The organism is Rhodoferax sp. P2_H8_2, from assembly GCF_056403235.1.
The window spans coordinates 128,944-152,880 of record NZ_JBFUFW010000002.1; the positions used below are offsets into that span (position 1 = coordinate 128,944).

Sequence of the window (23,937 nt, forward strand, 5' to 3'; positions counted from 1 at the left end):
ACACAATCTCAGCCATGCCAAAACTGCTGCGATGGTTTCCGTTGCTCGTGCTCCTCGCATCCGTGTGCGCGCAGGCGGCAGAAACCATCCATCTGAAAGTGATGGAACTGCCCGACAACCGGCATGTGTACTACACCCGACTGCTGGAAGAATCCTTGCGCGCAGCGGGCTACGCACCCCGGCTGGAATTCATAAAAAATGTCCCGCAGGCGCGCATTTGGAGAATGACAGCGCGCAGTGAGCTTTCGCTCATGTGGGGCGTGCAAACCAGCGCCCGGGACCATGACTATGCCTCCGTTGCCAATTCGCTGACCAACGGCTTGGTCGGTCAACGCGTGCTGCTGGTACGCAAAGGGCAGGAGCAGGACTACTCTGGCGTGCGCAATCTGGATGACTTTCGCAAGCTAGGCCGGGTGGGTGGGATGGGCGAAGGCTGGTTTGATGTGGAGGTCTGGCAACTCAACGCACTGCCGTTCTATGTCAAGGCTGGAGACTGGCGCAACTTGTTCAGCATGGTCGCGTACGGTGGGCGCGGTATCGACTATGTGGTGCGCGGTGTCAATGAAATCGTCAACGAAGCCACCAATTACCCGGGCCTGGCAATCGAGCCCAGCCTGGTCCTGATGCACGACCGCGATGTGCGTTTTTATCTTTCCCCCAAAGCCGCGCGTTACAAACCAGTCATCGAAGCCGCTCTGGCACAAGCAGACCGCAGCGGGCTGAAGAAGAAATTGATTGCACAATACATACTGCCAGACCTCAAGGTTCTCAACCTTGAAAAGCGCCTGAAACTCAAGCTCAACACCCCCGCACCTTGAATACAATCCTCTGATCTTGATTCTCCCCATCCATTCCCCTGCGATGGCGGTCCATAGTCGATAAGCAACTCACGTGAACATAGGTAAGTGGTCAGTACATCCCTCGTTGTCGATCCTTCTGATCGGCTTCGTGCTTGCCGTTCGCATTTTGAGCGGACCGACCTATATCAGCTCGGCCATTGAACACGCCGAAATCTACAGCGGTATATGCCTGAACATCGACCCCCATTGCTACGTCAATGAGCACAAGCAGGTTGAGCTGGAAGACGACCCCAGCAGCGCACTGAATTTGTCCTTTCACTTGCTGAGCAGCAGTGCCTCCATACTGGAAGGGCTGTTTGTAGCCACCGTCCTGCCGCATGTATTGCACGCACGTGCGTTGAACCTGCTTCTGAAAGTCTTCCCCTCCTCCATCTTTCATCCGCCTAAGTGAGCTGCCCTCACCAGACGGGCGGCTGGGCTGCTTCACGCAGCGCCTTCCGCCCATGCGCACGCCCGAAATGGGCCCACACGATATTTTTTAATTTGGAGTTTTTATGATGAATACACGTTACTTTGCCCTGGCAGCCACCACTGCCACCTTGCTGTTTGCCGGATGCAGCAGCACCCCGGTTGCAACCGCCCCCGCACCTGCGCCCGTGGCTGTGAAAGCCCCTGCGCCCGCACCCGTGGCGCCCAAGCCCGCCGAATCCGTCGTCGCCAAAGTGGTGGTTGCGCCGCATCTGGATGCCAACAACCTGATCTCCAAAGAGCGCAGCGTCTACTTTGGTTACGACGATTTCTCGATCCAGAGCGAGTACACCGCGCTGGTCGAACGTCAGGGCAAATACCTGGCTGGCAATGCGGGTCTGAACATCAAGATCGAAGGCAATGCGGATGAGCGCGGCAGCTCCGAATACAACCTGGCGCTGGGCCAGAAGCGCGCTGAAGCGGTGACCCGCGCACTGAAGGTCTATGGCGTGAAAGACACGCAGATGGAAGCCGTGAGCTGGGGCAAGGAAAAGCCCAAGAACACAGCCCATACCGAAACGGCCTGGGCGCAAAACCGCCGTGCCGATGTGGTGTACCCGCAGCGCTAAGCGCTACTGCCTCGCTTAAACCAGCGTAGCCAGGGCCGCCGGTGAGAAGTCTGACAACTCACTGGTGCGCCCGTCGCGTACCTTGGCAACCCAATCAGGGTCGCTGATCAGCGCACGGCCCACGGCCACCAAGTCAAAGTCACCGCGGTCAAACCGGCGCAGCAGTTCGTCCAGCGATGCAGGCTTGGACGATTCACCGCCAAACGCGGCGATGAACTCACCACTCAAACCGACCGAACCGACGGTTATGGTCGGCACGCCAGTCAGCTTCTTGGCCCAACCGGCAAAATTCAAATCCGAACCATCAAACTCCGGCTCCCAGAAACGGCGCTGTGAGCAATGGAAGATGTCCGCACCGGCATCGGCCAACGGCTGCAGCCAGGCCGTCATTTCGTCGGGGTTGGCGGCAATCTTCGCTGTGTAGTCCTGCTGCTTCCATTGCGACAGGCGAATGATCACCGGGTAATCCGGACCGACTTCCGCGCGAACTGCCTTCAGAATCTCCGCCGCAAAACGCCCACGCGCCGCGAGGTCGCCACCGTAACCATCGGTGCGCTTGTTCATGTTGGGCCAGAAGAACTGGTCGATCAGGTAGCCATGGGCGCCGTGCAATTCAATCGCATTGAAGCCCAGGCGCTTGGCTGCGCCTGCGGCCTTGGCAAAACCAGCGATGGTGTCGGCAATCGCCGAGTCGGTCATCGGTTCGCAGAATTGCTTGTTAGGCGACGACAGGCCGGATGGGGAATCCCATGGCTGCGGTGGCTTCCATTCGGTGCGGCGGTTCGGCGTGGCGCCTACGTGCCACAGCTGTGGCGCCATCACGCCGCCCACGCTGTGCACCGTGTTGATCACGTCTTGCCAAGCGCCCAACGCGTCCTCACCCCAGAAGCGGGGCACAGCAGGGTCGTTGCTGGAGGCGGGGCGTTCGATCACCGTGCCCTCCGACACGATCAGGCCAACGCCAGAAGCGGCGCGCTTGCGGTAGTACTCGGTCACCGCGGGGGTAGGCACACCACCGGGCGAGAACGAGCGCGTCATCGGCGCCATCACGATGCGGTTGGCGAGCTTCAGGGATTTGAGGGCGAAAGGCTGGAACAGCGAGGCTACTGAGGACATGGATGGAAATGGGGATGGTTGGGCTATGCCGGAATTGGCGCTGGCGCCGAGTCTAGGAGGAAGTGCATAGGCCGCGCTGCTTGAGGGGATTGCCGGTCTGCATAATCTTTGCATCGATTCGACTGGACTCCGCTTGAACCACCGCCCTGCACGTCTTCTGGTTGCTATGCTTTTGCTAGCTGCTTACGCACATTCCGCGGGCGCTGCAGCCACTTTTAATGCTGTAAAAACGGGATATCAGCCGTCTGACACCTTAATTCTTGACCGCAACGGCGAAGTGCTGCACCGGCTGCGCACCGACACCAGCGTGCGCCGTGGCCAGTGGGTGGCGCTCGCCGACATCTCGCCGGCCCTGCGCACGGCGCTGGTGCTCTCCGAGGACAAGCGCTTTTACGAACACAGCGGCGTCGATTGGCGTGCGGTCTCCAGCGCCGCCTGGGCCAACCTCTGGAACAGCAAGACGCGCGGCGCATCCACGATCACGATGCAGTTGGCTGGTTTGCTGGACGACGATTTGAAACGCGGCAACGGTGGGCGCAGCGTCGTGCAAAAGCTGGGGCAAACCGTATCGGCGCAGATGCTGGAAAGCGGCTGGCGCAAAGACCAGATTCTGGAGGCCTACCTGAACCTGGTTCCGTTTCGCGGTGAGTTGGTGGGCATTGATTCGTTGAGCCAGACGCTGTTTGGCAAAGCGGCACACGGCCTGGACAACCGCGAGGCCGCTGTAGCCGCAGCGTTGGTGCGCGCGCCCAACGCCAAGCCCGCGCAAGTCGCGCAGCGGGCCTGCAGCGTGTTGCAAAGCCTGGAGCCCGCCAGCAAAGCCGACTGCGAGGGCATGGAGTTGTTCACCAGCAATGCGCTGAGCCACCGTGACTACGCCGCCAACGAAGGCATTGCGCCGCATGTGGCGCGGCAAGTGGTCCGGGCGGCCACCAAGCGCACCAGCATCACGACCACCTTGCGCGCACCACTGCAACGCTTCGCCGTGCAAACCCTGCAACAACATTTGCGCGAACTGCAGGGCCGCCATGTGGAAGATGCTGCGCTGGTGGTGCTGGACAACGCCAGCGGCGACGTGCTGGCCTGGGTGGGTTCGTCGGGCAGCCTGAGCGATGCGGCTGAGGTGGACGGTGTCACCGCGCTGCGCCAGCCGGGCTCCACACTCAAGCCCTTCCTGTACGCGCAGGCCATCGCCGAGCGGCGTATCACCGCCGCGTCGCTGCTGGACGACTCGGATACGCAAATCCAAACCTCGGGCGGCCTCTACATCCCGCAAAACTATGACCGCCATTTCAAGGGCTGGGTCTCGGCTCGCACGGCGCTGGCCGCATCGCTGAATGTGCCGGCAGTGCGCACATTGGTGATGGTGTCGCCGGATGCGTTCTTCAAACAATTGGTGAAGCTCGGCTTGCCGCTGCGTGAGAGCGGCGATTACTACGGCTACAGCCTGGCGCTGGGCAGCGCCGAGGTCTCGCTGCTGAACCTGACCAACGCCTACCGGGCGCTTGGCAACGGCGGTGCATACGGGCCCACCACGCTCACGCCCGCCGCAAAGCCCCCGCTGCGCCCCGCGCTCGACGCGCGGGCCGCGTTCATCGTCAGCGATGTGCTGTCCGACCCACTGGCCCGCGCGCGCACGTTCGGCACCGACAGCGTGCTGGCCACGCGCTACTGGACCGCCGTGAAAACTGGCACCAGCAAAGACATGCGCGACAACTGGGCCATTGGCTGGTCGCAGCGCTACACAGTAGGCGTGTGGGTCGGCAACGCCAGTGGCGCGCCGATGTGGGATGTCAGCGGCACCACGGGCGCTGCCCCCATCTGGGCGGCGGTGATGAACTACCTGCATGCCAAACAAACCAGCCGTGCGCCCAAAGCCCCGGCGGGCGTGGTGCAAGCGAAAGTGCAGTTCGCCAACACATCAGGATCGACCGAGGCAGCCCGCGGCGAATGGTTCATCGCGGGCACACAGCAGCCTGCATTCGCTATGGATTCAGGAGCTGCTTACGCAATACCTGCGGCCACTACGGGCCAGGACTTGGGGTTTCGCCAAAAAGGCTTCAAATCTGCCCGTATCACCGCACCCACCAACGGCACCATCATTGCGCTGGACCCTGACATTCCGCCCAACCGCCAGCGCCTGTTGTTTGAAGCGACGGGCACCAACCTGCGTTGGCTGATGGATGGCAAGGTGTTTGCGAAAGGACCTACGGCGCAATGGCTGCCTTGGCCAGGAAAACATGTGGTGCGCATCACGTCGGAACGTGGCGACGTGCTGGATGAGATTCGGCTGGAAGTGCGTGGGGCAGGGGCAAAGTCTCCTGCACCCAAATGAACAAGTTTAGTGCGCGACTTTGCGTTTGAGCCAGCGCATCAGCGACCCGATTAACGGCAACTTTTCATACAGCTCTTCGGCGGCATCCCAATAGTCGCGGTGCATTGCAATGCGGCCCTCCGCGTCCAGCACCAGGTGCGAGCCACCGCGAATGCATTGCGGCTGGCCCTTGTGAAAGCTATTGAAAGCGAAGTGGAACTCCCAGGTCAGAAAACATTGCGCACCCTGCTCTATGCGCTCGGTGATGACAAAGCGCGGTTGCTCGAGTTGCACAAACATCTCCCGAAAAATTCGCTGGATCGCCGCCAGCCCCTGGACTTCATTGAATGGGTCTTTGAAGCGCGCATCGGACGCGTACAGGGCATCCAGCGCCGCGACACTTTCTGGTGTCAGCGTTTCGAAGGCCAGAACAATACGGTCGATGGCGGTGGTCATGCGTTAAGTCTACGCGTGGCTGCAAAAAACAGAGCATAGGGCAAGAGCCGCAGCAGCTTCATGCCCCAGGTAAAGCGGCGCGGAAAGTGAATCTCAAACGCACCGCGCGCCCAACCCTTCAGGATGGCCTCGGCCGCCTGCGCAGGCGTGAGCAGTGCGGGCATCGCGAAGTCATTGGTCTTGGTCAGCGGCGTGTCCACGAAGCCGGGGTTGATCAGCGACACACCCACGCCCTGGCGGTGCAAATCCAGGTACAGGGTTTCGCTCAGGTTGATCAGCGCCGCCTTGGTAGGCCCATAGGCCAGGCTGTGCGGCAAGCCGCGGTAGCCTGCCACGCTGCCGACCAGGCTGATATGGCCGCGCTGCCCGTCCTTCAGCGGTTGCGCTAACAGAGCGGGCACGATAGCGTCCAGCATATTCAGCGCGCCTACATAGTTCACCTGGTTGTGGCGCAGCATGTCTATCAGATCGATCGCGTTGGCGTCCATCGCCCGGTAGTGCCCCGCGCAATAAACTACGCAATCCAACGCACCCTCTGCGGCCAGGCTCTGCACTGCGGCGCGCATGGCCTCCGCATCGGTGACGTCCAATGGCAGCGCGCGCGCACCCGGATGCTCGGCGGCAAAGGCGTTCAGCGCATCCGCGGAACGCGCAGACACCACGACCAGCGCACCGTGCGCATGCAAGGCAGATGCAGTCGCGCGGCCAATGCCGCTGGAAGCACCAACGAGCCAGACGCGGCGACCGCGCCAATCACGCAAGGGAGGATTGAGTGCCATGGCTAGCGCTTTGTAAATGACAAAGTGACCTCGCCCAGCCCCACGCCCCACTTGCGCATGGCGGCGCGGTTGAGCATGACTTTGTCGTTCATCAAATACATCCAGTCGTCAAACTGGACTTCGATCACCTTGCCGTCCACAGGCAGCGCCAGGGTGTATTTCCAGTTGAAGGCGTTGCCACTTTGCTGGCCTTGCGCCATGCCCACCACATCGTCCGCGCGCCCGGTGTAGCGGCCATCAGCCAGTCGGGTCAGGCGCCAGATGCGGCGCTGCTTCGTGCCGTCAGAATAGGTAAACGCTTCGTCCAGCGTGCCTTCGTCGCCCTGCCAGGTGCAGGTCATCACCACGTCAAAACGCTTGACCACTTTGCCGCTGCGGTCGGTAAAGACGCCATAGGCATCCAGCGTGCCGTTGAAGTAATCGCGCAGTTCCAGTGTTGGCTTTTGGCCTGCATAGTCCTGGACCTGCGGTGTGCTGCAACCTGCCAACAACGCAGCACACAGCAGCACGGTGGAAGTGAGTTTGGGGAGTGTCATGGCTTGGACGGCGAAGCCGCGGGGTGGATGATCAGAAGCTGCAGCGCCAGGGCCGCAAGGGCCTTCAGCGCGCAGGGCAAGAGGCAATAACAGAAGGTCAGCCAGGTCAGCGCCTGCGCTTCGTGGGAACCGGGCGCGTAGCCCAGCCAGGCCAGCAATGGCAATGCCAGCCCGGCTGCCAGTGCCAGGTTCAGCTTGCTGGCAAAGTTCCACCAGCCAAAGTACGCGCCTTCGGCCTGGCCGCTGTCACCGGCCTTCGCAATCAACCCGGCCAACAGCGCCGCGGGCACCGCCAGGTCTGCGCCCAGCGCTGCGCCAGATAACGCGCACACCAGCAGGAACCACGGGGCATCGCCGGTGCCGAGCAAGCTGGCGCCCAGAAAGGTCACGATGGCCAAGGCCATGCCGCGCCGCCAGGTGCGCGGCAACCCGATACGGCGCACCTGGCGCAACCACAACGGCAGTGACAACGCGCCACTGGCGAAATACAACGCAAGGGCTGTTGACTGCAGCGCCACACCGGCTTGCAAACGGTCTTGCACGAAAAACAGCAGCAGCGTTGCCGGGATTGCACTGGCAATGCCATTGAGCAAGAACACCAGCATCAGCCGCCGAAAGCCTGACTGACGCCAGACGCGCCACAGGCCGCTGCGCGCAGCGGGCAACGGCAATCGCAAGGGCCGCGGCCCCTGCGTCCATGCCCAGCACCCCAGCACCAAGCCCGCGAACAACAAGACCAGCAAAGCGGGAATGCCACCCACCGATGGCGCCACCGCCGCCAACATCACACCAGCCAGCCCCATGCCCTCGCGCCAAGCCACAACCTGGCTGCGTTGCAGCGCATCGCCACCCAGCATCGCGCCCCAGGACTGGTGTGCCAACGTCAGCGCGCTGTAGCCCAGATACGTCACAACCAGACTGGCACCCGCCCACCACAGCAGCGCATCGGGCGCGCGCGGCACAGGCAGCATCAACAGCGCAAAGCCCGTGGCCATCAGAAGCGCGGCCACTGCGCCAAACTGCAACACCGCCGTCAGAGACTTGGCAAACAAGGCATCACACCAGCGCCCCAGCAAGGGGTCGACCAGCGCATCCAGCAGACGCACGCCCAACAGCAGCGCGCCCAGCGAAGCCAGCGGCACACCCCATTGATGCGCATACAGATTCGGCATCACCACATACAAGGGCAAAGCGCAAAACGCCAACGGCAAGCCCAACAGCCCGTAGTGCAGGCCGCCGCGCGCGTTCATCGCGCAGCCCCACCCGCCTGGGTCAGCAGATCCTTGCGCAAGGCCGGCTCTGAGGTTTGCGGCGACAGCCAGATACCGAAGAACAGCTTTGCAAACACGGGGTCGCGAATCTCACCCAGCAGCTTTCCATTGCCATAAAACTCCGCGCCGATGCCGGGCAGATGCACGCCGGTGATGCGATCTCCCGACTGCACATTGGGAAACAGCGCGCGCATTTGTTGCTCCCACTGCGCTGCTTGTTGCGCGTCGAATCCGTCCTGGCGCCGCATCTCGACCATGGAGCGCTTGGCAATGTCCGCACCCTGAAAACTGCGCAGGTAACGCAACTCCAACGCAAACTTGTTTTGCGCGTAGTTGGCTTCTGCAAAGCCGGGCGCGACCCACAGGCTCGCCCGGTAAATGTCAAACCCCAAAAATCGCATCGTGGCCTGGCCCGACAGCGCCGCCTGCGGCACTGGGTTGGCCAACTCTTGCGGCACAGGCTCCGCCCGGCTGGCCAGGCATGCAGCCAGCAGCAAGGCAACTGCGATGATTTTGTTCATGGTGTGGGCTTGGCCAGGGTGTACTGCATCAGATTGATGTCACCGGTCTCAAACGCGGCTTCGCAATACGCCAGGTAGAACTCCCAGATGCGCATAAAGCGCGCATCAAAGCCCAGCGCTGCAACCTCTTCCTTGCGCGCCAGAAACGCATCGCGCCAGCGCCGCAGCGTTTCGGCGTAGTCTGGCCCAAACGCAAATTCTTCGATCACCACCAGCCCCGCCGCTTCTGCCTGACGCCGGAACTCCGCCGGGCACGGCAGACAGCCGCCCGGAAAAATGTACTGCTGGATGAAGTCGGTCGAGCGGATATAGCGCTCGAACAGCGCATCGTCGATCACGATGCTTTGCACGCAGGCACGACCACCCGGCTTGAGCAGTCGGCTCACCGTGGCAAAGTACTGTGGCCAATATTCACGGCCCACCGCCTCGACCATTTCGATCGAGCAGATCGCGTCAAACGGCGCGTCGTCAATATCCCGGTAGTCCTGCAAGCGCAGGTCGGCATTGTTGACGCAAAGGCGTTGCATACGCTGCTGGGCATAGTGCAATTGTTCCGTACTCAGCGTCACGCCAACCACCGATGCCCCGCGCTCGGTGGTGACCTGCTCGGCCAGCGCGCCCCAACCGCAGCCGATCTCCAGCACCCTGTCCCCCGCATGCACGTCAGCACAGTCCAACGCACGGCGTACCTTGGCGTGTTGGGCGCGGGCCAGCGGTTGACTTTGGTCGCCGTTAAACCAGGCACTGGAGTAGTTCATGCTGTCGTCCAGCCACAACTGGTAGAAGGCATTGCCCAGGTCATAGTGCGCGTGGATGTTTTTGCGGCTGTTGGTGCGGCTGTTGTGGTTCAACAGATGGCGGATGCGGTACAGCAGGCGCCCGGCCCAGGTGCCAAACACCATGGCCTCGACCTCCTTGCGGTTGGCCGAGAAGACCGTCAGCAGCGCGGTCAGATTGGGGCTGCTCCAGTCACCGGCGATATAGCTTTCTGCAAAACCAATATCACCCGACTTCAGCGCCGCGCCAAACACGTTCCAGTTGTGCAGCGTGATACTGGCTTCCAGCGTCAGACCATCGGGATGCTGCGGATGCGCGCCGAAGCGGCGTTGCGAGCCATCGGGCAAGGTGACGGTCAACGCGCCGTGGCGCAAGTTCTGCAACAGGCGCAATGCATTGCGGGCGGCGGCAGGTGCCCCAGCTGGAACACTGTTGTTGTTAGAGGTGGTGGTCGCGGTATTCATGGGCGGCTCCGAAGGGAAAGTTGAACGTGGGTGCGACTAGCGCGTGACCGATTCGATAGGCAAAGCCGGCTTGCGAAACCACGGCACGCGCTTGAGCCACAGGCGCAGGGCCTGCGTATGGATATGCAGCACCACGCCCAGCGTCATCGCCGGGTAGCGCCACAGCGCATGGCGCAGCGCGGCGTGGTCCAGCAGCCGCAGGGTGCCGCTGATACTGGTTTGCAAAACTGCTTGCGTATCCGCGCTGTCATCAAAGTAATCTATGCGGGCCACGCTGCGCTCTTCGCCGTTGTGCTGGCTGCGCATAAAGCGGAACGCGTAGTGCCCTGTCACCGGGTTGAACGGCGACACATGGAACACCTTGTCGGCCAGCAGCGTTTGGCCATAGTGCGGCGCGTCCAGCAAATAGCAATGGCGTTCGCCAAAGGTGTTGTTGACCTCGACCACGATGGCGCGCAGTGCGCCGCCCTGGTCGCCACCCTCGGCATCTGGCGGGCGGTGGCAATACCAGAAGCTCACGGGTTTGAACGTGTGACCCAACACCCGTGGATACGTGTGCAACCAGACTTCTCCCGTCGCATCGCTGATGCCTTCGCGTTGCAGCAATTCATCCAGCCACCCAAGCGCCCCGCCCTCGGCAGGGGTTCTGCCATCGCCATGGTCGGTCTCAAAAAAACTCAGCCAACCCGATCGGTTCAACGCCCAGGCGCCGCGCGCTTGCGGCCGCCGCACCATGCTGCGCAAGGGCAACATCAAAAAATACGTGGGATAGGCAAACGCATGCTGCTTCGGCCGCTGCCGGTTGTGGCGCACCTGGCCAAATCCGATCAGCGGCTGGTTCATGCCGCACCCCCACTCAAGCCAACATCGTTGAGCAGTTGCCCCGCCGCCGTCAAACCGGCCTTCAAACCATCTTCATGGAAGCCATAGCCCATCCATGCGCCAGCGTAATAGCGGCCTTGCGGCCCCTGCAGTGACGGCATGCGGCGCTGCGCTGCTACGGCAGCCAGGTCAAACACCGGGTGCGCATAGTCGTATTCGCCCAGCACCTTGTTCGGCGCAATTGGGTGCAGCGGATTCAGGCTCACCACCACGGGCTGCTCCCAGGGCAGCGGCTGCAGGCGGTTCAGCAGGTAATGCAGGCATACGCGGTTGGCGCGTTGCCCCGGCGCGGCGGAGCGCTCGTAGTTCCAGGCGGCCCAGGCTGCTTTGCGCTCCGGCAACACGGATGCATCGGTATGCAGCACAGCGCGGTTTGACTGGTACTGGATCGCACCCAGAATCTCGCGCTCCTGCGTGTTCGGTCCGACCAGAAGGCCGAGCGCTTGGTCGGAGTGCGTGGCAATGATGACCCGGTCAAACACGGCGCTGCCACTGCCTGTGCGAACGCGAACCATGCCCGGGCCGACGCCCGCAGGCAAATACTCAATGCGCGCGATGGGGGTGTTCAGGTACTTGTGGTCTATGCCTGCGATGATTTTGTCGACGTAGTTGCGCGCTCCACCCTGCACCGTCCACCATTGCGGCCGGTTGGTGATTTGCAGCAGACCGTGGTTATGGCAAAACCGCACCATGGTCGATACCGGGAACTGCAGCATCTGCGCCGTCGGGCAGCTCCAGATGCAGGCCATCATCGGCAGAAAATACCAGTCACAAAACGCTTCGCCAAAACGGTGCTCTTTTAAAAAGTCGCCCAGCGGTTGCGCCAGTTGCGCTTCCGTACCCTGCTTGGCAATGCGCGTGGTCAACTTATTGAAACGCAGCAGATCGCGCAACATGCCCCAGAAGCGCGGGTTCACCAGATTGGCGCGCTGAGCAAACACGGTATTCAGGCTGGAGCCGCTCCACTCCAGATCGTGGCCGCTGGCAAAGTCGTGTGCCTGAACGGAGAACGACATATCCGATTTCGCCGTTGCAACACCCAACTCTGCGAAGAGCGCAATCAGCTGCGGGTAGGTGCGCTCGTTGAGCACCAGAAAACCCGTGTCTACCCCATGTTTGACCGGGCCCCGCTCTGTGGGAAGCGTGACATCCACGGTATGCGTATGCCCACCAAAGTAGCTGCCGCCCTCAAACAGCGTGACCTCGGCCTTGCCGCGCAGCGCATGGGCGGCAGCCAAGCCAGAAATTCCGGAACCCACGATGGCAACTTTGATCGGCACAGATACCTTTTCGATTGATTTCGGCGAATTCTATACTAATTGGTAATAATAAATACTGATTAGTTTACAAATAGCCAAATCAGTCTATTAGTAGCCCGGAACGGCTACAATTGCGCATGGCCACCGCTACCCCCCTCAAGGTTTCTTTCAAGGCGCAGATGCTTCTGGCCCGTGAAGACGCCATCATCCAGTCCGTCAACCGCCTGCTCGCCGAGAAGGGCTACGAAGCGATGACCGTGGACGAAGTCGCTGCAGACGTGGGCATTGCCAAGGCCAGCCTGTACAAGCACTTCACCAGCAAGGAAGACCTGGCCGCCGCGGCCATGGTCTCGGTGATGCGCCGCGCCCAAACCTTTCTGGACGAGCTCCCAGCCGAGGCCTCGGCCATCGACAAGCTGCGCGCGGTCGTGCAATGGACCATGGGCCTGAAGCTGGCGGGCGAAATGCCGTCCTTGCCCAGCCAGAACTCCAACCTGCGCACTGCGCTGATGGGCAACAAGGACTACATGGATGGCCTGATGGACGTCAGCGACCGGCTCGGCGCCTGGATCGAAAAAGCGCAGAAAGATGGCGCGATCGATCCCAAGCTGCCCGCGATTGCGGTGCTGTACACCCTCTATGCGCGCGCCTGCGACCCGGTGCTGGAGTTCCTGAAAATGGGCGAGCTCTACACCGACGAGCAAATCATTGCGCTGGTGATGGCCACTTGTTTTGATGGGCTAAACGCACGCTGAGCCGCAGTGTTAGCGTGCGATGCCTAAAATGGATCGCAGAAGGAATCCTGCCAATGTCATCTCGTAATCCCCGTCTCTTCCCATCGCTGTGCCTGCTCGCGCTGGCACTTACCAATGTGACCAACGCCTCTGCAGAGGAACCCACGCCGTCCCTGTATCAGAAGCGGCTCGGCATCATCCAGGGCACGGCCAAAGGCATTGTGCTGTGGGGGCCAGACAAATCGGAGCCATCCGCGGCAACACCGGCAGCAGCAGCGGCACCCGCCGACAGGAAAAAAGAAGCCGGAGTCGACGGCAAGCCGACTGCCGCTGCACCGCAAGCGCCCGCCACCAGCAAGTTCTTGAGCGCTCTTCCACCACCCAGCGGCCGATCCATGGCCGAAGCGCAGCGCCTTGGCGCTGTGGGCGGCGGCATCCCCATTCCCACCAAGGCGGCTCCAGTGCCGCAAACGGAGCCGGCTACCAAGCCTTAGCCGGCCTCACAACAACGCATTTGCAGCCGTTGTTGTTTTACAAAATTCAACCAATATCCCCCATTTGGGGGATACCGCTACTTGCATTGAATACCTAGACTGCGCTCAACCTTTATTTTGGTGAGCGCCCCATGTCTCAGACCACTTTCATCACTTTTCTCTTCTTCATCTTCACCATCGCAATGATGTACCTGGCGCGCCACCGGGGTACATCGGGCCACTTGGTAGGAGATGCCGACGTGATCTCCCAGCTGCGCAAAGCCGGATCGGATCTCAACAAAACGCATCCGGTGGAATTTTTCCTATATTTCCCCACGGAAGATGCCGCTAGGCGTGTCGGGGATGCATTGTTCGCACTGGGCTTCACCCCCGCGGTCCGGCCCGCCTCGTCCGGCTCTCTCGATTGGCTGGTACTCGCCACCCGCAAGATGGTCCCCTCGGTCGAATTGATGCGCGAATTGCGCAGGGACCTCTCCACCCTGTCTGCGGCAGAGGGTGGCGAATACGATGGTTGGGGGACTTCGTTGGTGAAGTGACGGGCAGTGGATACCTGTTTTGCAAGGTATACGGCCATTTCCCAATATCCCCCAAATGGGTGATATTCATTTTGGAAAGCTCTCTTCAGAATTGCCACAAGCGCTTAGTGCTTTGAGACGCTGTGTTGCTTCCTGGTTTCAAACTTCAAATCTATAAAGGGTAGGCCTATATGACTTTCAAGAACTTGTCTGCACTAGTTTCACTTTCTCTGCTCTTGTTAGCAGGGACAGCCAGTGCCCAAACAATCACTTTTCAGTTTTCTGGACTAGTTACGTATGGGAGCCCTCTTGGCGTACCGCCAGGCACTGCAGTTGTAGGGACATTTACCTATGACGTCGACACACCGACAGGCGGTCAAACCAAAAACTATGCGTATTACCAAATTCAATCACCATCGGCAATGACAATCAAATTCGGCGGCCATACAGTCATTGCAGATACATTGGGTATCGCGCTTATGAACAATACCAAGTCCAATGTAGGAGATTTGGTCGATGTCAACGGAGCTTCGCCGGTACTAGACGGAACAACGCTTTCAAGTGGTGACGCCGGGTTCCGCATCGCAAGTGCCGCCAATCAAAACACAGCACTCAAAAGTACCAAACTCCCACGCAAATTCAAAATAGACAAGTTCAACGCCGGTCCAAGTATGAATTATGGTTATCTGCAAATGGACGGCGGCCCGACAGGCATGCTTCTTGAGTTCTCCATGGACTCAATTGACGTGATTAACTCTGTAAAAAAATAACCTGTTTTTAACGCCGCCAATTGCCTGTGACGCGAGCAATGCGTCAGCAATTGATGCTGCTTTGCAGCGATAGCAGACATCCGGACAGCCAAGGGCGCTCCGAGTGCATCTCTACAATGCGACGAACTACTCCGTCGTAGTAGACGATTTGCTGGGAGAAATTACGCATGGCAACCCTCATTCATGACTGCCCATACTGCAGCGCCAAAGGGATCACCTTCAATTCGATAACTGCTGCGTCGGACTTGCATAGATCTGGCGGCTGGAACCTGTTTTTGATTTGCAGTGGCTGCAGCCGTGGCATCGTCGCCCATGTGCACGATCAGGGACGCAGCCGAACCCCCCACAGCCACTCGCTGGATCTGCGCTTGAAAGACGCCTCAGGAGCTGGCGTTACCATTTGGGATATAGAGCCCAAGTCCAAGGCTACTGACATTCCACAGCATCTCCCGGACGCGGTTGCCAAGGCTTTCAAAGAGGGGTGCGAAGTGCTTAGTCTGAGTGCCGATGCCGCGTTTGGCATGTTCAGAAAAGCGCTGGAGATTGGTCTGAAAGACCTGAGCCCCGAGGTCGAGGCTTACAAACTGCACAAGCGCATAGACCTGATGGCTGAAAAAGGGCTTTTGACGGCTTCCTTAAAAGAGTGGTCGCACCACTTGCGTTTGGACGCCAATGAAATGCTGCACGAATCGGGCAAGTCCGACAAAGACCATGCGCTTGAGATTCAGAACTTCACAAAGTTTGTGTTGATGTACCTCTTTACTCTGCCCGAGAGCGTAAGGTTGGCTCAGTTGAAAGACTGAGCTTGTGCAGCGGTTGATCATGCTGCATTTCGTTGCACCAAAATGCTGAAGCCACGCGCTACGCATGCGCCGCAAATTTCGAACGTTAAACCTCATATATGGCACCTCCACCTGGCACCCTGACATCATGGGGGGATTTCTGTGCGTACGCAAGTGCGGCAGGTGCTGAATTCTTCGGCTTTGTTCGACCTCTCCCTGATGTAAATCGCTTCGCCGCGCGGTATCGAGCCGCGTCAGCATTTCGAGGCGTGGTCCTAGACGGCTACTCGGACACGACCGCTGCTGGCTATGGCGAATTCACTCGGCTGCTATTCACCTACTCCACGTTCGAGGTGTTCCTTCAAATCTGCGGGAAGTCGCAATCCACAATAGGCCCAGAACTTGAGGACGCCGGCGCCATCGGGCTGCTCAAGACGCTGCGCGCCATTGACACCGATAGCCGGTTCTACGCCTTCTTGCACGATCGCGTAAATCCTGCGCACAAAAAGGAACTTGAGAACTACATGGCAAATGACCCGTGCAACGTAGCGTACATAGCATCTGCGGTGCGACACATCTTTGCGCACGGATGGCTTACGCCGAACGCTGGAGGTGGCGAGGCGGCGATTGCCGCAAGCATCTGCAGCGAACTGAGTGGTTTTCTTCTGGGCTTCATGGACCAACAATTCACCACGTACGTCCGCCGAGGGCTCGACGAAATTCATAGTGCCTAACCCTTCTATCGAGTGGACCTCAACAGGCAAGCCGCACTTCGCTCAGCAGTTGATCATCGCCCCGTGCAGCCAGCCGGATTCGTCTCATCAGTTCAAACGTTAACGCTACGTTCGACAATCCACTTTTGAACGCGCAATAAGTCCGCAATCAGCCTATAGCCGTCAAGCAGCTAGACAATGAACATCCTCTTCATCTGTAGCAAGAACCAATGGCGCAGCCCCACTGCTGAACAGGTCTGGCGCAAGCACCCGGGCCTCAACGTCCGCTCTGCAGGCACCAGCCCCAATGCACGGCACCCGGTCTCTGAGGCCGACCTCGCATGGGCCGATGTGATCTTTGCGATGGAGGAAAAGCACAAGTCGCGGTTGCGCGCTGACTACCGTGATGCCATTCACAACAAGTCCATTCATGTGCTCGACATTCCGGACGACTACAAATACATGGACCCGGAGTTGGTAGAGTTGTTGCAATCCTCCGTAGGCGGAATTCTCAAACTCACTGAATAGCCATGACCACCGACTTCAAACCCGAAGATTTTGCCCAGCGCCAGCTCGACGCCTACAACGCCCGCGATCTGGAGAGCTTTGTCCGTGAATATGCAGAAGACGTCGTCGCGTTCCGGCTGCCTGATACGACGCCCTTCCTGGTCGGCAGCGCTGCCTTGTCTGAGCACTATCGCAAGAACCGTTTCAACCTGCCTGCGCTGCATGCGGAACTGGTGAGCCGCATGGTGTTTGGCAACAAGGTGATTGACCTGGAGCGGGTGACCGGTGTGGGCGATGCGGTGATGGAGGTGGCGGCGATCTATGAGGTGTCACCCGCCGGTATCACCAAGGTCTGGTTTCTCAGCGGGCAATAGCCACGCCATCCGCGTTTGCATGCCGACGCAGCCTTGCCGCTGTGCCTTACCATTCGCATATGAAAACTACCTATATTTTTGGCGCCATCCTGGCCTGCAGCATCGCAGGTAGTCTGATCGGCGCTCGCAATACCAAAACAGCTCTGCTAGCGGTAACGGGCGTGCTGTCCGCATACGGCCTGTTCCGCATCCTGGGTTAACCACACCTCATCCCAAAAAAGTAACACCATGACTGAACCTACCGAACGCCCTCCACTGCCCGATCACCTGTCCATCGACCCGCGCAGCCCGCACCACAACGCCGCCGTTTTTGAACACGACATCGGCATCCGCTTCAACGACAAGGAACGCGAAGACGTTGTCGAATACTGCATCAGCGAAGGCTGGGTCAAAGTGCCCGCAGGCAAGACGCTGGACCGCAAAGGTCAGCCGCTGCTGATCAAACTCAAGGGCCGCGTCGAGGCGTATTACAGCTAAGCGCACTGCGCAAGGAGATCCCATGCTGGAACTGCGCCCTACGTGCGAACACTGCAACACAGCCTTGCTGCCCGCCTCCCTTGAGGCGCGCATCTGCTCCTACGAGTGCACGTTTTGCGCGAACTGCGTGGACACGGTGCTGGGCAATGTCTGCCCCAATTGCGGCGGTGGATTTACACCCCGACCGGTTCGTCCGGCCAAGAATTGGAAGGGCAACAACTTCCTGGGCGCAGACCCGGCCAGCACCACGGTCAAACACCGGCCCGTGAACGCAGAGGCCCACGCAGCTTTGGTGGCGACGCTGCATGACCTTCCATCCGACGCGCGTTAGCACGGCCCATACAAAGGGCTACGCGCTGTTCCCCACGGCGTTGGGGCATTGCGGCATCGCCTGGGGGCCCAATGGCCTGACTGGCGTCTACCTGCCGGAACCCACCGAGGCGGCACTGCGCGCCCGCATGGCGCGCCAGTTTCCCGATTGCAACGAGAGCGCGCCGCCCGCGCATGTGCAGCAGGCGATGGACGATGTGGTGGCGCTACTCAACGGCACACCGCCGGAACCCAACGACCTGACGCATTTGGTGCTGGACATGGATGGAGTGCCGCCGTTTCACCAGCGCGTTTACGCAGTCACACGCCGCATCCCGCCAGGCCAGACGCTGACCTATGGCGAAGTGGCCAAACTGTTGGGCGAACCCGGCGCGTCACGCGCGGTGGGGCAGGCGCTGGGGGCCAACCCGTTTGCACCGGTCGTGCCTTGCCATCGCGTATTGGCGGCCAACAGCGGCTCGGGCGGCTTCTCGGCGCCAGGCGGCATAGACACCAAGCTGCGCATGCTGCTGACCGAGCGCGCGCAATTTGGCGGGCCAGGATTGTTTGACTGAGCGCCAGACGATGAACCATCCCATGCTTTTTGTCAGTGGGCCGTATCAAGCCCGAGAAATGCACGCCGACGAAGTGCCCCAGTTGCAAAGCTTCTTCGAAGACAACCCGATCTATTTTGAGGCCGTCAACGGCCAAGGCCCCACACCACAAGAAGCGCAGCAGGAGTTTGACGACTTGCCGCCTGTGGAAATGCGGTTTGGCAATCGCTGGATGCTGGTAATCACGGATTCCGATGGGGCTTGGGTAGCGATGGCCAGTGTGCTGTCGGACTTTCTGGCGCCGGGCGTCTGGCATATCGGCCTGTTCATCGTCGCCACGCGCCTGCATGGAACGGGCACCGCGCCATCGCTGTACGAGGCGATGGAGCGGTGGATGCAAAGCCAGGGGGCGCATTGGGTGCGCCTGGGCGCGGTGGAAGGCTGGGGCAAAGCCGAGAACTTCTGGCGCAAACAAGGCTACATGCAAGTGCGTACCCGCGATGCGATAGCGATGGGCCGACGCGTGAACAACGTGCGCGTAATGGTGAAGCCGCTGAAGGGCGGGGCGATCCCTGACTATCTGCAACGGGTACAGCGGGACAATCCGGGTGCTGCCTGAGGCGGAGTCGCTATAGATTTGGTAGCTGCTTACGCATATTCTGCGGGCGTTTCAGGCATTTTCTCCTCTGAAGAATTTATTTCATCCGGCGTAAGGTGGATTTCAAACCGCTCTCCCTGAGCCGCGGCTAACATTGGCAGCAAGCACCTGGAGTTTTTGCATGCCCATCATCACCAATATCGAAGACCTGCGCGTTCTGGCGAAGCGCCGCGTGCCGCGCATGTTTTACGACTACGCCGATTCCGGCTCCTGGACCGAGAGCACCTACCGCGCCAACTCCGAAGATTTTCAGAAGATCAAGCTGCGCCAGCGCGTTGCGGTGAACATGGAGAACCGCACGACCGAGGTGCGGATGGTGGGCCAGACCGCGCGCATGCCAGTGGCGATTGCGCCCATCGGCCTGTGCGGCATGCAGAGCGCCGACGGCGAGATCAAGGCGGCACGCGCGGCCGAGAAATTCGGCATTCCGTTCACGCTGTCGACGATGAGCATCTGCTCGATTGAAGACGTAGCCGCCAACACCACAGCGCCATTCTGGTTTCAGCTCTACATGATGCGTGACCGCGATGCGATGGCGCGCATGATCGAACGCGCGCGCGCGGCCCGCTGCAGCGCGCTGGTGTTGACGCTGGACCTGCAGGTCATCGGCCAGCGCCACAAGGATCTGAAAAACAAGATGCGCGCCACGACCATTCCGAGCATGGGCAACCTGCTGGATATGGCCACCAAGCCGCGCTGGTGGCTGGGCATGCTGGGCACGCGCCGCCATACCTTTGGCAATCTGGTCGGCCACGTCAAAGAGGTCAGCGACATCAGCTCCCTCGCGTCCTGGACCAACGAACAGTTCGATCCCACGCTGTCGTGGGAAGACGTCAAATGGGTCAAGGAAAAATGGGGCGGCAAGCTGATCCTCAAGGGCATTCAGGACCTGGAAGATGCCAAGCTGGCCGTGCAAAGCGGCGCCGATGCCATCGTGGTCAGCAACCACGGTGGTCGCCAGCTCGACGGCGCGCCCTCTTCCATCTCGGCGCTGCCGGAGATTGCCAACGCGGTGGGCGACCAGATCGAGGTCTGGATGGATGGAGGCATCCGCAGCGGACAGGACGTGCTCAAGGCCTGGGCGCTGGGCGCACGCGGCACGATGATTGGCCGCGCGATGGTCTATGGCCTCGGCGCGATGGGCGAAGCCGGCGTCACCCGCGCGCTGGAAATCATCCACAAGGAGCTGGATGTGACGATGGCGTTTTGCGGCCATACCAACATCCAGACCGTCGACAAAAGCATTCTGCTGCCCGGCAGCTACTAAGCAGCAGTCAAACGCGCTAGGTCTGCGTCAATGCTGCCCGTTGGGTTTGGGCGGCACGGTCTTCAGATAGGCATAGATGGCTTGCGCATCGGTGTCATTCATCTCCCGCAAGGAGCCGAAAGGCATGACCTTGATGACGCTGCCGTCGGGCCGCTTACCGCTGCGCAGCATTGCAACAAAAGTCTGGGCATCCGGGTAGGACGGCATCACACTGCCCTCACCTGGAGTCAGGTTGGCCGCGGCCGGCCAGTCAGGCGGACCGCCAGCGATCTTTCCGCCGGACAGGCCTGTTCCATGGCAGCCAATGCACATATTGGCCACGTAAGCACCGTGCTGCGGCGTTACACCAGCAGCCACTGCAGTGGCCGGGGGCTTGCTGTGGTCAATGCGCTGGGCCGCATCGGGAATCATCCCAAAGCCATACAACACGAGCGCCGGCAGCGGCAACTCCATCACACGCCCATCGCCCGGCAAAGGCGGCAAGCTGCGCACGTAGCTGACCACAGCGGCCACATCCGCGTCCACCCACTGGTTGTAGTCTTCGCTGGGCATGATGAACACCGGCTGGCCCGAAGGCTTGACGCCATGGCGTATCACGCGCACCCAGTCTTGCGGCGTGTAAGCAGCGGTTGTTCCTCCCGATGTGATGTTGGGGCCGGCAATGCGCGTGCCCTTGCCATCATTGACAAACTCGCGCCCGCCGCCATTGGCACCGTGGCAATCCACGCAGCCGCGCGATGCGAAAAGATAGCGACCGCGCTCCAGATCGGCGGCCTCGGTGGCGTAGGGGATGCCTTGCACCGCCACGTCCACCTGCCGGGTGCGCTTGGCCTGCGCCATCTGCTGCCCCGTTATCACCAGCCCCACCACGACCACCACCAGTCCACCCACCACCCCACCCGTCCATTTGATCCAGCGTTTCACACTAGCCTCCCTTTTTTTGGAACTGCGCATCCTAGTGCCACCGCGCCCATTGCGCAATATGTAGATCGCAGGTCTTGATATCCTTTGGTTATGCCCGAGCCCACTGCCCAACCGTCACACCCACCGGTGAGACGGATAGCCCATCTCGATATGGACGCCTTTTACGCGTCCGTCGAGCTGCTGCGCTATCCGCAGCTCAAGGGCCTGCCGGTGGTGATTGGCGGCGGGCGCCGCGCGCTGGACGATGCGCTGCGCGAGAAGTACGCCGACCTACCGTTGCACGAGATCCCGGTCTCCGCATTTCCTCTGTTGCGGGATTACACGGGCCGCGGCGTGATCACCACCGCCACCTATGCCGCGCGCCAGTTTGGTGTGGGTTCGGCGATGGGCATGATGAAGGCGGCCAAGATGTGTCCGCAGGCGATTTTGTTGCCGGTCGATTTTTCGCAATACCGCCACTACTCGCACCGCTTCAAAACCATCATCACCGAGATCGCGCCGCTGATGGAGAACCGCGGGGTAGACGAGGTCTACATCGACTTCACCGATGTGCCCGGTGGGCAGCGTGAAGGCGGGCGCGTGCTGGCGCGGCTGATTCAGAAAGCCATCTTTGACGACACGGGCCTGACCTGTTCGGTCGGCGTAGCGCCCAACAAGCTGCTGGCCAAGATGGCCAGCGAATTCAACAAACCCAACGGCATTGCCATCGTCCATGACACGGACGTGGAAACCATGATCTGGCCACTGGCCTGCCGCAAGATCAATGGCATTGGGCCCAAGGCCGATGAAAAGCTCAAAGGCTATGGCATTCAGACGATTGGTGAGCTGGCGGCCAAGGACCTGGACTGGCTGATGGCCCACTTCGGCCAGCGCACTGGGGCCTGGATGCATGACGCATCGCACGGCCGCGATGACCGGCCTATCGTGCTGGAGAGCGAGCCCGTCTCCATCAGCCGCGAGACATCGTTTGAGCGCGACCTGCACGCGGTGCGCGACAAGGCCGAGCTGGGCGCGATCTTCACGAGTCTCTGTGAGCAGCTTGCCAGTGACTTGCAGCGCAAGGGCTACGTGGGCAAGACGGTTGGCATCAAGATCAAGTACGAGGACTTCACTGCGGTCACGCGCGACATCACGATTGACAAGCACATTGACGATGCCAAAGAGATGCGGCGTGTGGCGGGGCTGTGTTTGAAGCGGGCGCCGTTGCAGAAGAAACTGCGGTTGTTGGGGGTGCGGATGGCGGCGCTTTTGAGTGCGGAAGAAGCTTTGGAATATGAGAAGAATCGGGCTGCGGCGCCCGGGAGACGTGCACAGGCAGCTATCGAATCAGGAGCAGAGGACGAGCGGACGGGGTGGCTTTTTTAGCTCTTCTGTCGTAGCTACCTTGGTGTACGCCCGCTGACGGCGCGGGGTAAGCCCCAAAGCGAATGTCCCCCGGGGCCGTGAGGGCCCCTCCTCCTTGATTTGGCAAAACCCCAAGTCCACGCAATGAGGCCCACCCCACACCGTCCGCTTGCAGCGGTCGCCGCCGGAAGCTGAACCCCAAGACATTGATACGCCAATATCACTTCAGATCAGGTGGGTTGGGTGCTTCCCTGGGCGGAATCAAGGAGGAGGCCGAAGGCCGGGGGACATCCGCTGAGGGGAGTACCCGACACACCTGATCCAACGCGACAGCCCCCAATGACAACATGCACTACAGTCACACCGACCCTATACGGAGACATCAATGACCGCTATGCAATCTTTCAAACTGACAACCGAAAACCACATCGCCCACCTGGTGCTAAACCAGCCCGAAGCGATGAACACCATGCACCCCACGTTCTGGCGTGAGCTGGATGCTGTGCTGACGAACATCCACAAGGACGGTTCGGCAAGAGCACTGGTCATCAGCAGTACCGGCAAACATTTCAGCGCTGGCATGGCGCTGGACACGTTTGCAGGCGCAATCACGATGGATGATCAAAGCCCGGAAGGCCGTGCGGCGATCTTTGACATGCTGACTGACATGCAGGCCACGTTCACCAAGCTGGAAACGCTGCGTATCCCGGTGATTGCGGCTATTCAAGGTGGTTGCATTGGTGGCGCGGTGGACATGGTCACGGCCTGCTGCATCCGCTACGCGACTTCCAACGCGTTCTTCTGCATCCAGGAAATCAACATCGGCATGGTGGCCGATGTGGGCACGTTGCAGCGGTTGCCCAAGCTGATTCCGATGGCTGTGGTCAAGGAGATGGCTTACACCGGGCGCCGCCTGCCTGCGGACAAGGCGCTGCAATACGGGCTGGTCAACGCGGTGTATGACACGCCCGAGGCCACGCTGGAAGCCGCGATGGCTTGCGCAGCCGAGATTGCCAGCAAGCCGCCCGTCGCGATCTGGGGCACCAAGCAGGCGGTGCACTACGCGCGCGACCATTCGGTGGAGGATTCGCTGAAGCAAATGGGCTGGTTGCAAGGCGCGATCTGGAGCAACCGCCATGTGATGGCGTCGGTGATGGCGATGAAGGCCAAGCAGCAAGCGGATTTTCCGCAGCTCAAAGCACTCCATAGCTTCACACAAATAGGCCAATAGGCTCCATACATC

The 23,937-nt window shown here is 60.5% G+C and carries 30 protein-coding genes; 19 read left to right on the forward strand and 11 right to left on the reverse strand.

Annotation, left to right across the window (positions count from 1 at the left end):
• Positions 1-14 precede the first annotated feature (14 nt).
• The 3 genes from AC1DV6_RS03490 to pal all read left to right on the forward strand — a co-directional run bounded on the left by AC1DV6_RS03490 (position 15) and on the right by pal (position 1,897).
• On the forward strand, positions 15-818 hold the full coding sequence (locus AC1DV6_RS03490) for a hypothetical protein (RefSeq protein ID WP_477975167.1): 804 nt from the start codon (positions 15-17) through the stop codon (positions 816-818).
• Positions 819-924: 106 nt separating this feature from the next.
• A complete protein-coding gene (locus AC1DV6_RS03495) occupies positions 925-1,251 on the forward strand; it encodes a hypothetical protein (RefSeq protein WP_477975169.1) in 327 nt (108 codons plus the stop codon).
• A 106-nt stretch (positions 1,252-1,357) separates the two neighbouring features.
• On the forward strand, positions 1,358-1,897 hold the full coding sequence (gene pal, locus AC1DV6_RS03500; protein ID WP_477975171.1) for a peptidoglycan-associated lipoprotein Pal: 540 nt from the start codon (positions 1,358-1,360) through the stop codon (positions 1,895-1,897).
• 15 nt (positions 1,898-1,912) lie between these two features.
• Here the strand turns inward: pal and AC1DV6_RS03505 are convergent, their stop codons facing one another.
• Complete coding sequence (locus tag AC1DV6_RS03505; RefSeq protein WP_477975172.1) at positions 1,913-3,013, reverse strand: NADH:flavin oxidoreductase; 1,101 nt, start codon at positions 3,011-3,013, stop codon at positions 1,913-1,915.
• A 166-nt stretch (positions 3,014-3,179) separates the two neighbouring features.
• Between AC1DV6_RS03505 and pbpC the strand changes: the two genes are divergently transcribed.
• On the forward strand, positions 3,180-5,348 hold the full coding sequence (pbpC, locus tag AC1DV6_RS03510) for a penicillin-binding protein 1C (protein WP_477975174.1): 2,169 nt from the start codon (positions 3,180-3,182) through the stop codon (positions 5,346-5,348).
• Between the two features lie 6 nt (positions 5,349-5,354).
• On the opposite strand, the gene AC1DV6_RS03515 is transcribed toward pbpC, so the two are convergent.
• The 8 genes from AC1DV6_RS03515 to AC1DV6_RS03550 are packed head-to-tail and all read right to left on the reverse strand — an operon-like array spanning position 5,355 to position 12,287.
• Positions 5,355-5,783, reverse strand: a complete 429-nt coding sequence (locus AC1DV6_RS03515; protein ID WP_477975176.1) for a nuclear transport factor 2 family protein — start codon at positions 5,781-5,783, stop codon at positions 5,355-5,357.
• Complete coding sequence (locus tag AC1DV6_RS03520) at positions 5,780-6,562, reverse strand: SDR family NAD(P)-dependent oxidoreductase (RefSeq protein ID WP_477975178.1); 783 nt, start codon at positions 6,560-6,562, stop codon at positions 5,780-5,782. Before AC1DV6_RS03520 ends, AC1DV6_RS03515 begins: the two co-directional genes overlap by 4 nt.
• A 2-nt stretch (positions 6,563-6,564) precedes the next feature.
• On the reverse strand, positions 6,565-7,098 hold the full coding sequence (locus tag AC1DV6_RS03525; RefSeq protein WP_477975180.1) for a DUF3833 domain-containing protein: 534 nt from the start codon (positions 7,096-7,098) through the stop codon (positions 6,565-6,567).
• Positions 7,095-8,348: an MFS transporter gene (locus tag AC1DV6_RS03530; RefSeq protein ID WP_477975182.1), complete on the reverse strand. Its 1,254-nt coding sequence runs from the start codon at positions 8,346-8,348 to the stop codon at positions 7,095-7,097. The genes AC1DV6_RS03525 and AC1DV6_RS03530 overlap by 4 nt, the downstream gene beginning before the upstream one ends.
• Positions 8,345-8,890, reverse strand: coding sequence for a chalcone isomerase family protein (locus tag AC1DV6_RS03535; protein WP_477975184.1), 546 nt, complete (start codon positions 8,888-8,890; stop codon positions 8,345-8,347). Before AC1DV6_RS03535 ends, AC1DV6_RS03530 begins: the two co-directional genes overlap by 4 nt.
• On the reverse strand, positions 8,887-10,131 hold the full coding sequence (locus tag AC1DV6_RS03540; protein WP_477975186.1) for a class I SAM-dependent methyltransferase: 1,245 nt from the start codon (positions 10,129-10,131) through the stop codon (positions 8,887-8,889). The genes AC1DV6_RS03535 and AC1DV6_RS03540 overlap by 4 nt, the downstream gene beginning before the upstream one ends.
• A 36-nt stretch (positions 10,132-10,167) precedes the next feature.
• Positions 10,168-10,974, reverse strand: coding sequence for a DUF1365 domain-containing protein (locus tag AC1DV6_RS03545; protein WP_477975188.1), 807 nt, complete (start codon positions 10,972-10,974; stop codon positions 10,168-10,170).
• A complete protein-coding gene (locus tag AC1DV6_RS03550) occupies positions 10,971-12,287 on the reverse strand; it encodes an NAD(P)/FAD-dependent oxidoreductase (protein ID WP_477975969.1) in 1,317 nt (438 codons plus the stop codon). Before AC1DV6_RS03550 ends, AC1DV6_RS03545 begins: the two co-directional genes overlap by 4 nt.
• 122 nt (positions 12,288-12,409) lie before the next feature.
• On the opposite strand from AC1DV6_RS03550, the gene AC1DV6_RS03555 reads away from it, so the two are divergent.
• The 5 genes from AC1DV6_RS03555 to AC1DV6_RS03575 all read left to right on the forward strand — a co-directional run bounded on the left by AC1DV6_RS03555 (position 12,410) and on the right by AC1DV6_RS03575 (position 15,588).
• Positions 12,410-13,027 carry a TetR/AcrR family transcriptional regulator gene (locus AC1DV6_RS03555; RefSeq protein WP_477975190.1) on the forward strand — a complete coding sequence of 206 codons (618 nt, stop codon included), beginning with the start codon at positions 12,410-12,412 and terminating at the stop codon, positions 13,025-13,027.
• A 53-nt stretch (positions 13,028-13,080) separates the two neighbouring features.
• Positions 13,081-13,500: a hypothetical protein gene (locus tag AC1DV6_RS03560; RefSeq protein ID WP_477975192.1), complete on the forward strand. Its 420-nt coding sequence runs from the start codon at positions 13,081-13,083 to the stop codon at positions 13,498-13,500.
• A gap of 131 nt (positions 13,501-13,631) precedes the next feature.
• Positions 13,632-14,036, forward strand: coding sequence for a ribonuclease E inhibitor RraB (locus AC1DV6_RS03565; protein ID WP_477975193.1), 405 nt, complete (start codon positions 13,632-13,634; stop codon positions 14,034-14,036).
• 170 nt (positions 14,037-14,206) lie between these two features.
• Positions 14,207-14,785, forward strand: a complete 579-nt coding sequence (locus tag AC1DV6_RS03570; protein ID WP_477975195.1) for a hypothetical protein — start codon at positions 14,207-14,209, stop codon at positions 14,783-14,785.
• Between the two features lie 167 nt (positions 14,786-14,952).
• On the forward strand, positions 14,953-15,588 hold the full coding sequence (locus AC1DV6_RS03575) for a DUF4145 domain-containing protein (protein ID WP_477975197.1): 636 nt from the start codon (positions 14,953-14,955) through the stop codon (positions 15,586-15,588).
• Positions 15,589-15,896: 308 nt separating this feature from the next.
• On the opposite strand, the gene AC1DV6_RS03580 is transcribed toward AC1DV6_RS03575, so the two are convergent.
• Positions 15,897-16,292: a hypothetical protein gene (locus AC1DV6_RS03580; protein ID WP_477975199.1), complete on the reverse strand. Its 396-nt coding sequence runs from the start codon at positions 16,290-16,292 to the stop codon at positions 15,897-15,899.
• A gap of 186 nt (positions 16,293-16,478) precedes the next feature.
• Here AC1DV6_RS03580 and AC1DV6_RS03585 point away from each other — a divergent pair, with 186 nt between their 5' ends.
• The 8 genes from AC1DV6_RS03585 (at position 16,479) to AC1DV6_RS03620 (ending at position 20,426) form a co-directional block, all read left to right on the forward strand.
• The gene (locus tag AC1DV6_RS03585; RefSeq protein ID WP_477975201.1) at positions 16,479-16,808 is read left to right on the forward strand and encodes a low molecular weight protein tyrosine phosphatase family protein; all 330 of its coding nucleotides are present in this window, start codon (positions 16,479-16,481) and stop codon (positions 16,806-16,808) included.
• Between the two features lie 2 nt (positions 16,809-16,810).
• Positions 16,811-17,161, forward strand: coding sequence for a nuclear transport factor 2 family protein (locus AC1DV6_RS03590; protein ID WP_477975203.1), 351 nt, complete (start codon positions 16,811-16,813; stop codon positions 17,159-17,161).
• Positions 17,162-17,220: 59 nt separating this feature from the next.
• On the forward strand, positions 17,221-17,361 hold the full coding sequence (locus AC1DV6_RS03595; RefSeq protein WP_477975205.1) for a hypothetical protein: 141 nt from the start codon (positions 17,221-17,223) through the stop codon (positions 17,359-17,361).
• 28 nt (positions 17,362-17,389) lie between these two features.
• Complete coding sequence (locus AC1DV6_RS03600; protein ID WP_477975207.1) at positions 17,390-17,638, forward strand: DUF3297 family protein; 249 nt, start codon at positions 17,390-17,392, stop codon at positions 17,636-17,638.
• 22 nt (positions 17,639-17,660) lie between these two features.
• Positions 17,661-17,969 carry a DUF1272 domain-containing protein gene (locus AC1DV6_RS03605; protein WP_477975209.1) on the forward strand — a complete coding sequence of 103 codons (309 nt, stop codon included), beginning with the start codon at positions 17,661-17,663 and terminating at the stop codon, positions 17,967-17,969.
• A complete protein-coding gene (locus AC1DV6_RS03610) occupies positions 17,944-18,522 on the forward strand; it encodes a methylated-DNA--[protein]-cysteine S-methyltransferase (protein ID WP_477975211.1) in 579 nt (192 codons plus the stop codon). Before AC1DV6_RS03605 ends, AC1DV6_RS03610 begins: the two co-directional genes overlap by 26 nt.
• A 58-nt stretch (positions 18,523-18,580) precedes the next feature.
• Positions 18,581-19,120, forward strand: coding sequence for a GNAT family N-acetyltransferase (locus AC1DV6_RS03615; protein ID WP_477975213.1), 540 nt, complete (start codon positions 18,581-18,583; stop codon positions 19,118-19,120).
• A gap of 160 nt (positions 19,121-19,280) precedes the next feature.
• Positions 19,281-20,426, forward strand: coding sequence for an alpha-hydroxy acid oxidase (locus AC1DV6_RS03620; protein ID WP_477975215.1), 1,146 nt, complete (start codon positions 19,281-19,283; stop codon positions 20,424-20,426).
• A gap of 27 nt (positions 20,427-20,453) precedes the next feature.
• Here AC1DV6_RS03620 and AC1DV6_RS03625 read toward each other — a convergent pair whose 3' ends face one another.
• A complete protein-coding gene (locus AC1DV6_RS03625) occupies positions 20,454-21,350 on the reverse strand; it encodes a c-type cytochrome (RefSeq protein WP_477975217.1) in 897 nt (298 codons plus the stop codon).
• A 90-nt stretch (positions 21,351-21,440) separates the two neighbouring features.
• Here AC1DV6_RS03625 and dinB point away from each other — a divergent pair, with 90 nt between their 5' ends.
• Both dinB and AC1DV6_RS03635 read left to right on the forward strand, forming a co-directional pair.
• Entirely contained in the window at positions 21,441-22,715 is a 1,275-nt protein-coding gene (gene dinB, locus AC1DV6_RS03630) for a DNA polymerase IV (RefSeq protein ID WP_477975219.1), read from the forward strand.
• Between the two features lie 364 nt (positions 22,716-23,079).
• The gene (locus AC1DV6_RS03635) at positions 23,080-23,925 is read left to right on the forward strand and encodes an enoyl-CoA hydratase-related protein (protein ID WP_477975221.1); all 846 of its coding nucleotides are present in this window, start codon (positions 23,080-23,082) and stop codon (positions 23,923-23,925) included.
• Positions 23,926-23,937: the final 12 nt, after the last annotated feature.

Coding starts and splice junctions, on each gene's coding strand:
- AC1DV6_RS03490 (WP_477975167.1), top strand. CDS start 15: ATGCCAAAACTGCTGCGATGGTTTCCGTTGCTCGTGCTCCTCGCATCC.
- pal (WP_477975171.1), top strand. CDS start 1,358: ATGAATACACGTTACTTTGCCCTGGCAGCCACCACTGCCACCTTGCTG.
- AC1DV6_RS03505 (WP_477975172.1), bottom strand. CDS start 3,013: ATGTCCTCAGTAGCCTCGCTGTTCCAGCCTTTCGCCCTCAAATCCCTG.
- pbpC (WP_477975174.1), top strand. CDS start 3,180: ATGCTTTTGCTAGCTGCTTACGCACATTCCGCGGGCGCTGCAGCCACT.
- AC1DV6_RS03515 (WP_477975176.1), bottom strand. CDS start 5,783: ATGACCACCGCCATCGACCGTATTGTTCTGGCCTTCGAAACGCTGACA.
- AC1DV6_RS03520 (WP_477975178.1), bottom strand. CDS start 6,562: ATGGCACTCAATCCTCCCTTGCGTGATTGGCGCGGTCGCCGCGTCTGG.
- AC1DV6_RS03525 (WP_477975180.1), bottom strand. CDS start 7,098: ATGACACTCCCCAAACTCACTTCCACCGTGCTGCTGTGTGCTGCGTTG.
- AC1DV6_RS03530 (WP_477975182.1), bottom strand. CDS start 8,348: ATGAACGCGCGCGGCGGCCTGCACTACGGGCTGTTGGGCTTGCCGTTG.
- AC1DV6_RS03535 (WP_477975184.1), bottom strand. CDS start 8,890: ATGAACAAAATCATCGCAGTTGCCTTGCTGCTGGCTGCATGCCTGGCC.
- AC1DV6_RS03540 (WP_477975186.1), bottom strand. CDS start 10,131: ATGAATACCGCGACCACCACCTCTAACAACAACAGTGTTCCAGCTGGG.
- AC1DV6_RS03545 (WP_477975188.1), bottom strand. CDS start 10,974: ATGAACCAGCCGCTGATCGGATTTGGCCAGGTGCGCCACAACCGGCAG.
- AC1DV6_RS03555 (WP_477975190.1), top strand. CDS start 12,410: ATGGCCACCGCTACCCCCCTCAAGGTTTCTTTCAAGGCGCAGATGCTT.
- AC1DV6_RS03560 (WP_477975192.1), top strand. CDS start 13,081: ATGTCATCTCGTAATCCCCGTCTCTTCCCATCGCTGTGCCTGCTCGCG.
- AC1DV6_RS03565 (WP_477975193.1), top strand. CDS start 13,632: ATGTCTCAGACCACTTTCATCACTTTTCTCTTCTTCATCTTCACCATC.
- AC1DV6_RS03570 (WP_477975195.1), top strand. CDS start 14,207: ATGACTTTCAAGAACTTGTCTGCACTAGTTTCACTTTCTCTGCTCTTG.
- AC1DV6_RS03575 (WP_477975197.1), top strand. CDS start 14,953: ATGGCAACCCTCATTCATGACTGCCCATACTGCAGCGCCAAAGGGATC.
- AC1DV6_RS03580 (WP_477975199.1), bottom strand. CDS start 16,292: ATGAATTTCGTCGAGCCCTCGGCGGACGTACGTGGTGAATTGTTGGTC.
- AC1DV6_RS03585 (WP_477975201.1), top strand. CDS start 16,479: ATGAACATCCTCTTCATCTGTAGCAAGAACCAATGGCGCAGCCCCACT.
- AC1DV6_RS03590 (WP_477975203.1), top strand. CDS start 16,811: ATGACCACCGACTTCAAACCCGAAGATTTTGCCCAGCGCCAGCTCGAC.
- AC1DV6_RS03595 (WP_477975205.1), top strand. CDS start 17,221: ATGAAAACTACCTATATTTTTGGCGCCATCCTGGCCTGCAGCATCGCA.
- AC1DV6_RS03600 (WP_477975207.1), top strand. CDS start 17,390: ATGACTGAACCTACCGAACGCCCTCCACTGCCCGATCACCTGTCCATC.
- AC1DV6_RS03605 (WP_477975209.1), top strand. CDS start 17,661: ATGCTGGAACTGCGCCCTACGTGCGAACACTGCAACACAGCCTTGCTG.
- AC1DV6_RS03610 (WP_477975211.1), top strand. CDS start 17,944: ATGACCTTCCATCCGACGCGCGTTAGCACGGCCCATACAAAGGGCTAC.
- AC1DV6_RS03615 (WP_477975213.1), top strand. CDS start 18,581: ATGCACGCCGACGAAGTGCCCCAGTTGCAAAGCTTCTTCGAAGACAAC.
- AC1DV6_RS03620 (WP_477975215.1), top strand. CDS start 19,281: ATGCCCATCATCACCAATATCGAAGACCTGCGCGTTCTGGCGAAGCGC.
- dinB (WP_477975219.1), top strand. CDS start 21,441: ATGCCCGAGCCCACTGCCCAACCGTCACACCCACCGGTGAGACGGATA.
- AC1DV6_RS03635 (WP_477975221.1), top strand. CDS start 23,080: ATGACCGCTATGCAATCTTTCAAACTGACAACCGAAAACCACATCGCC.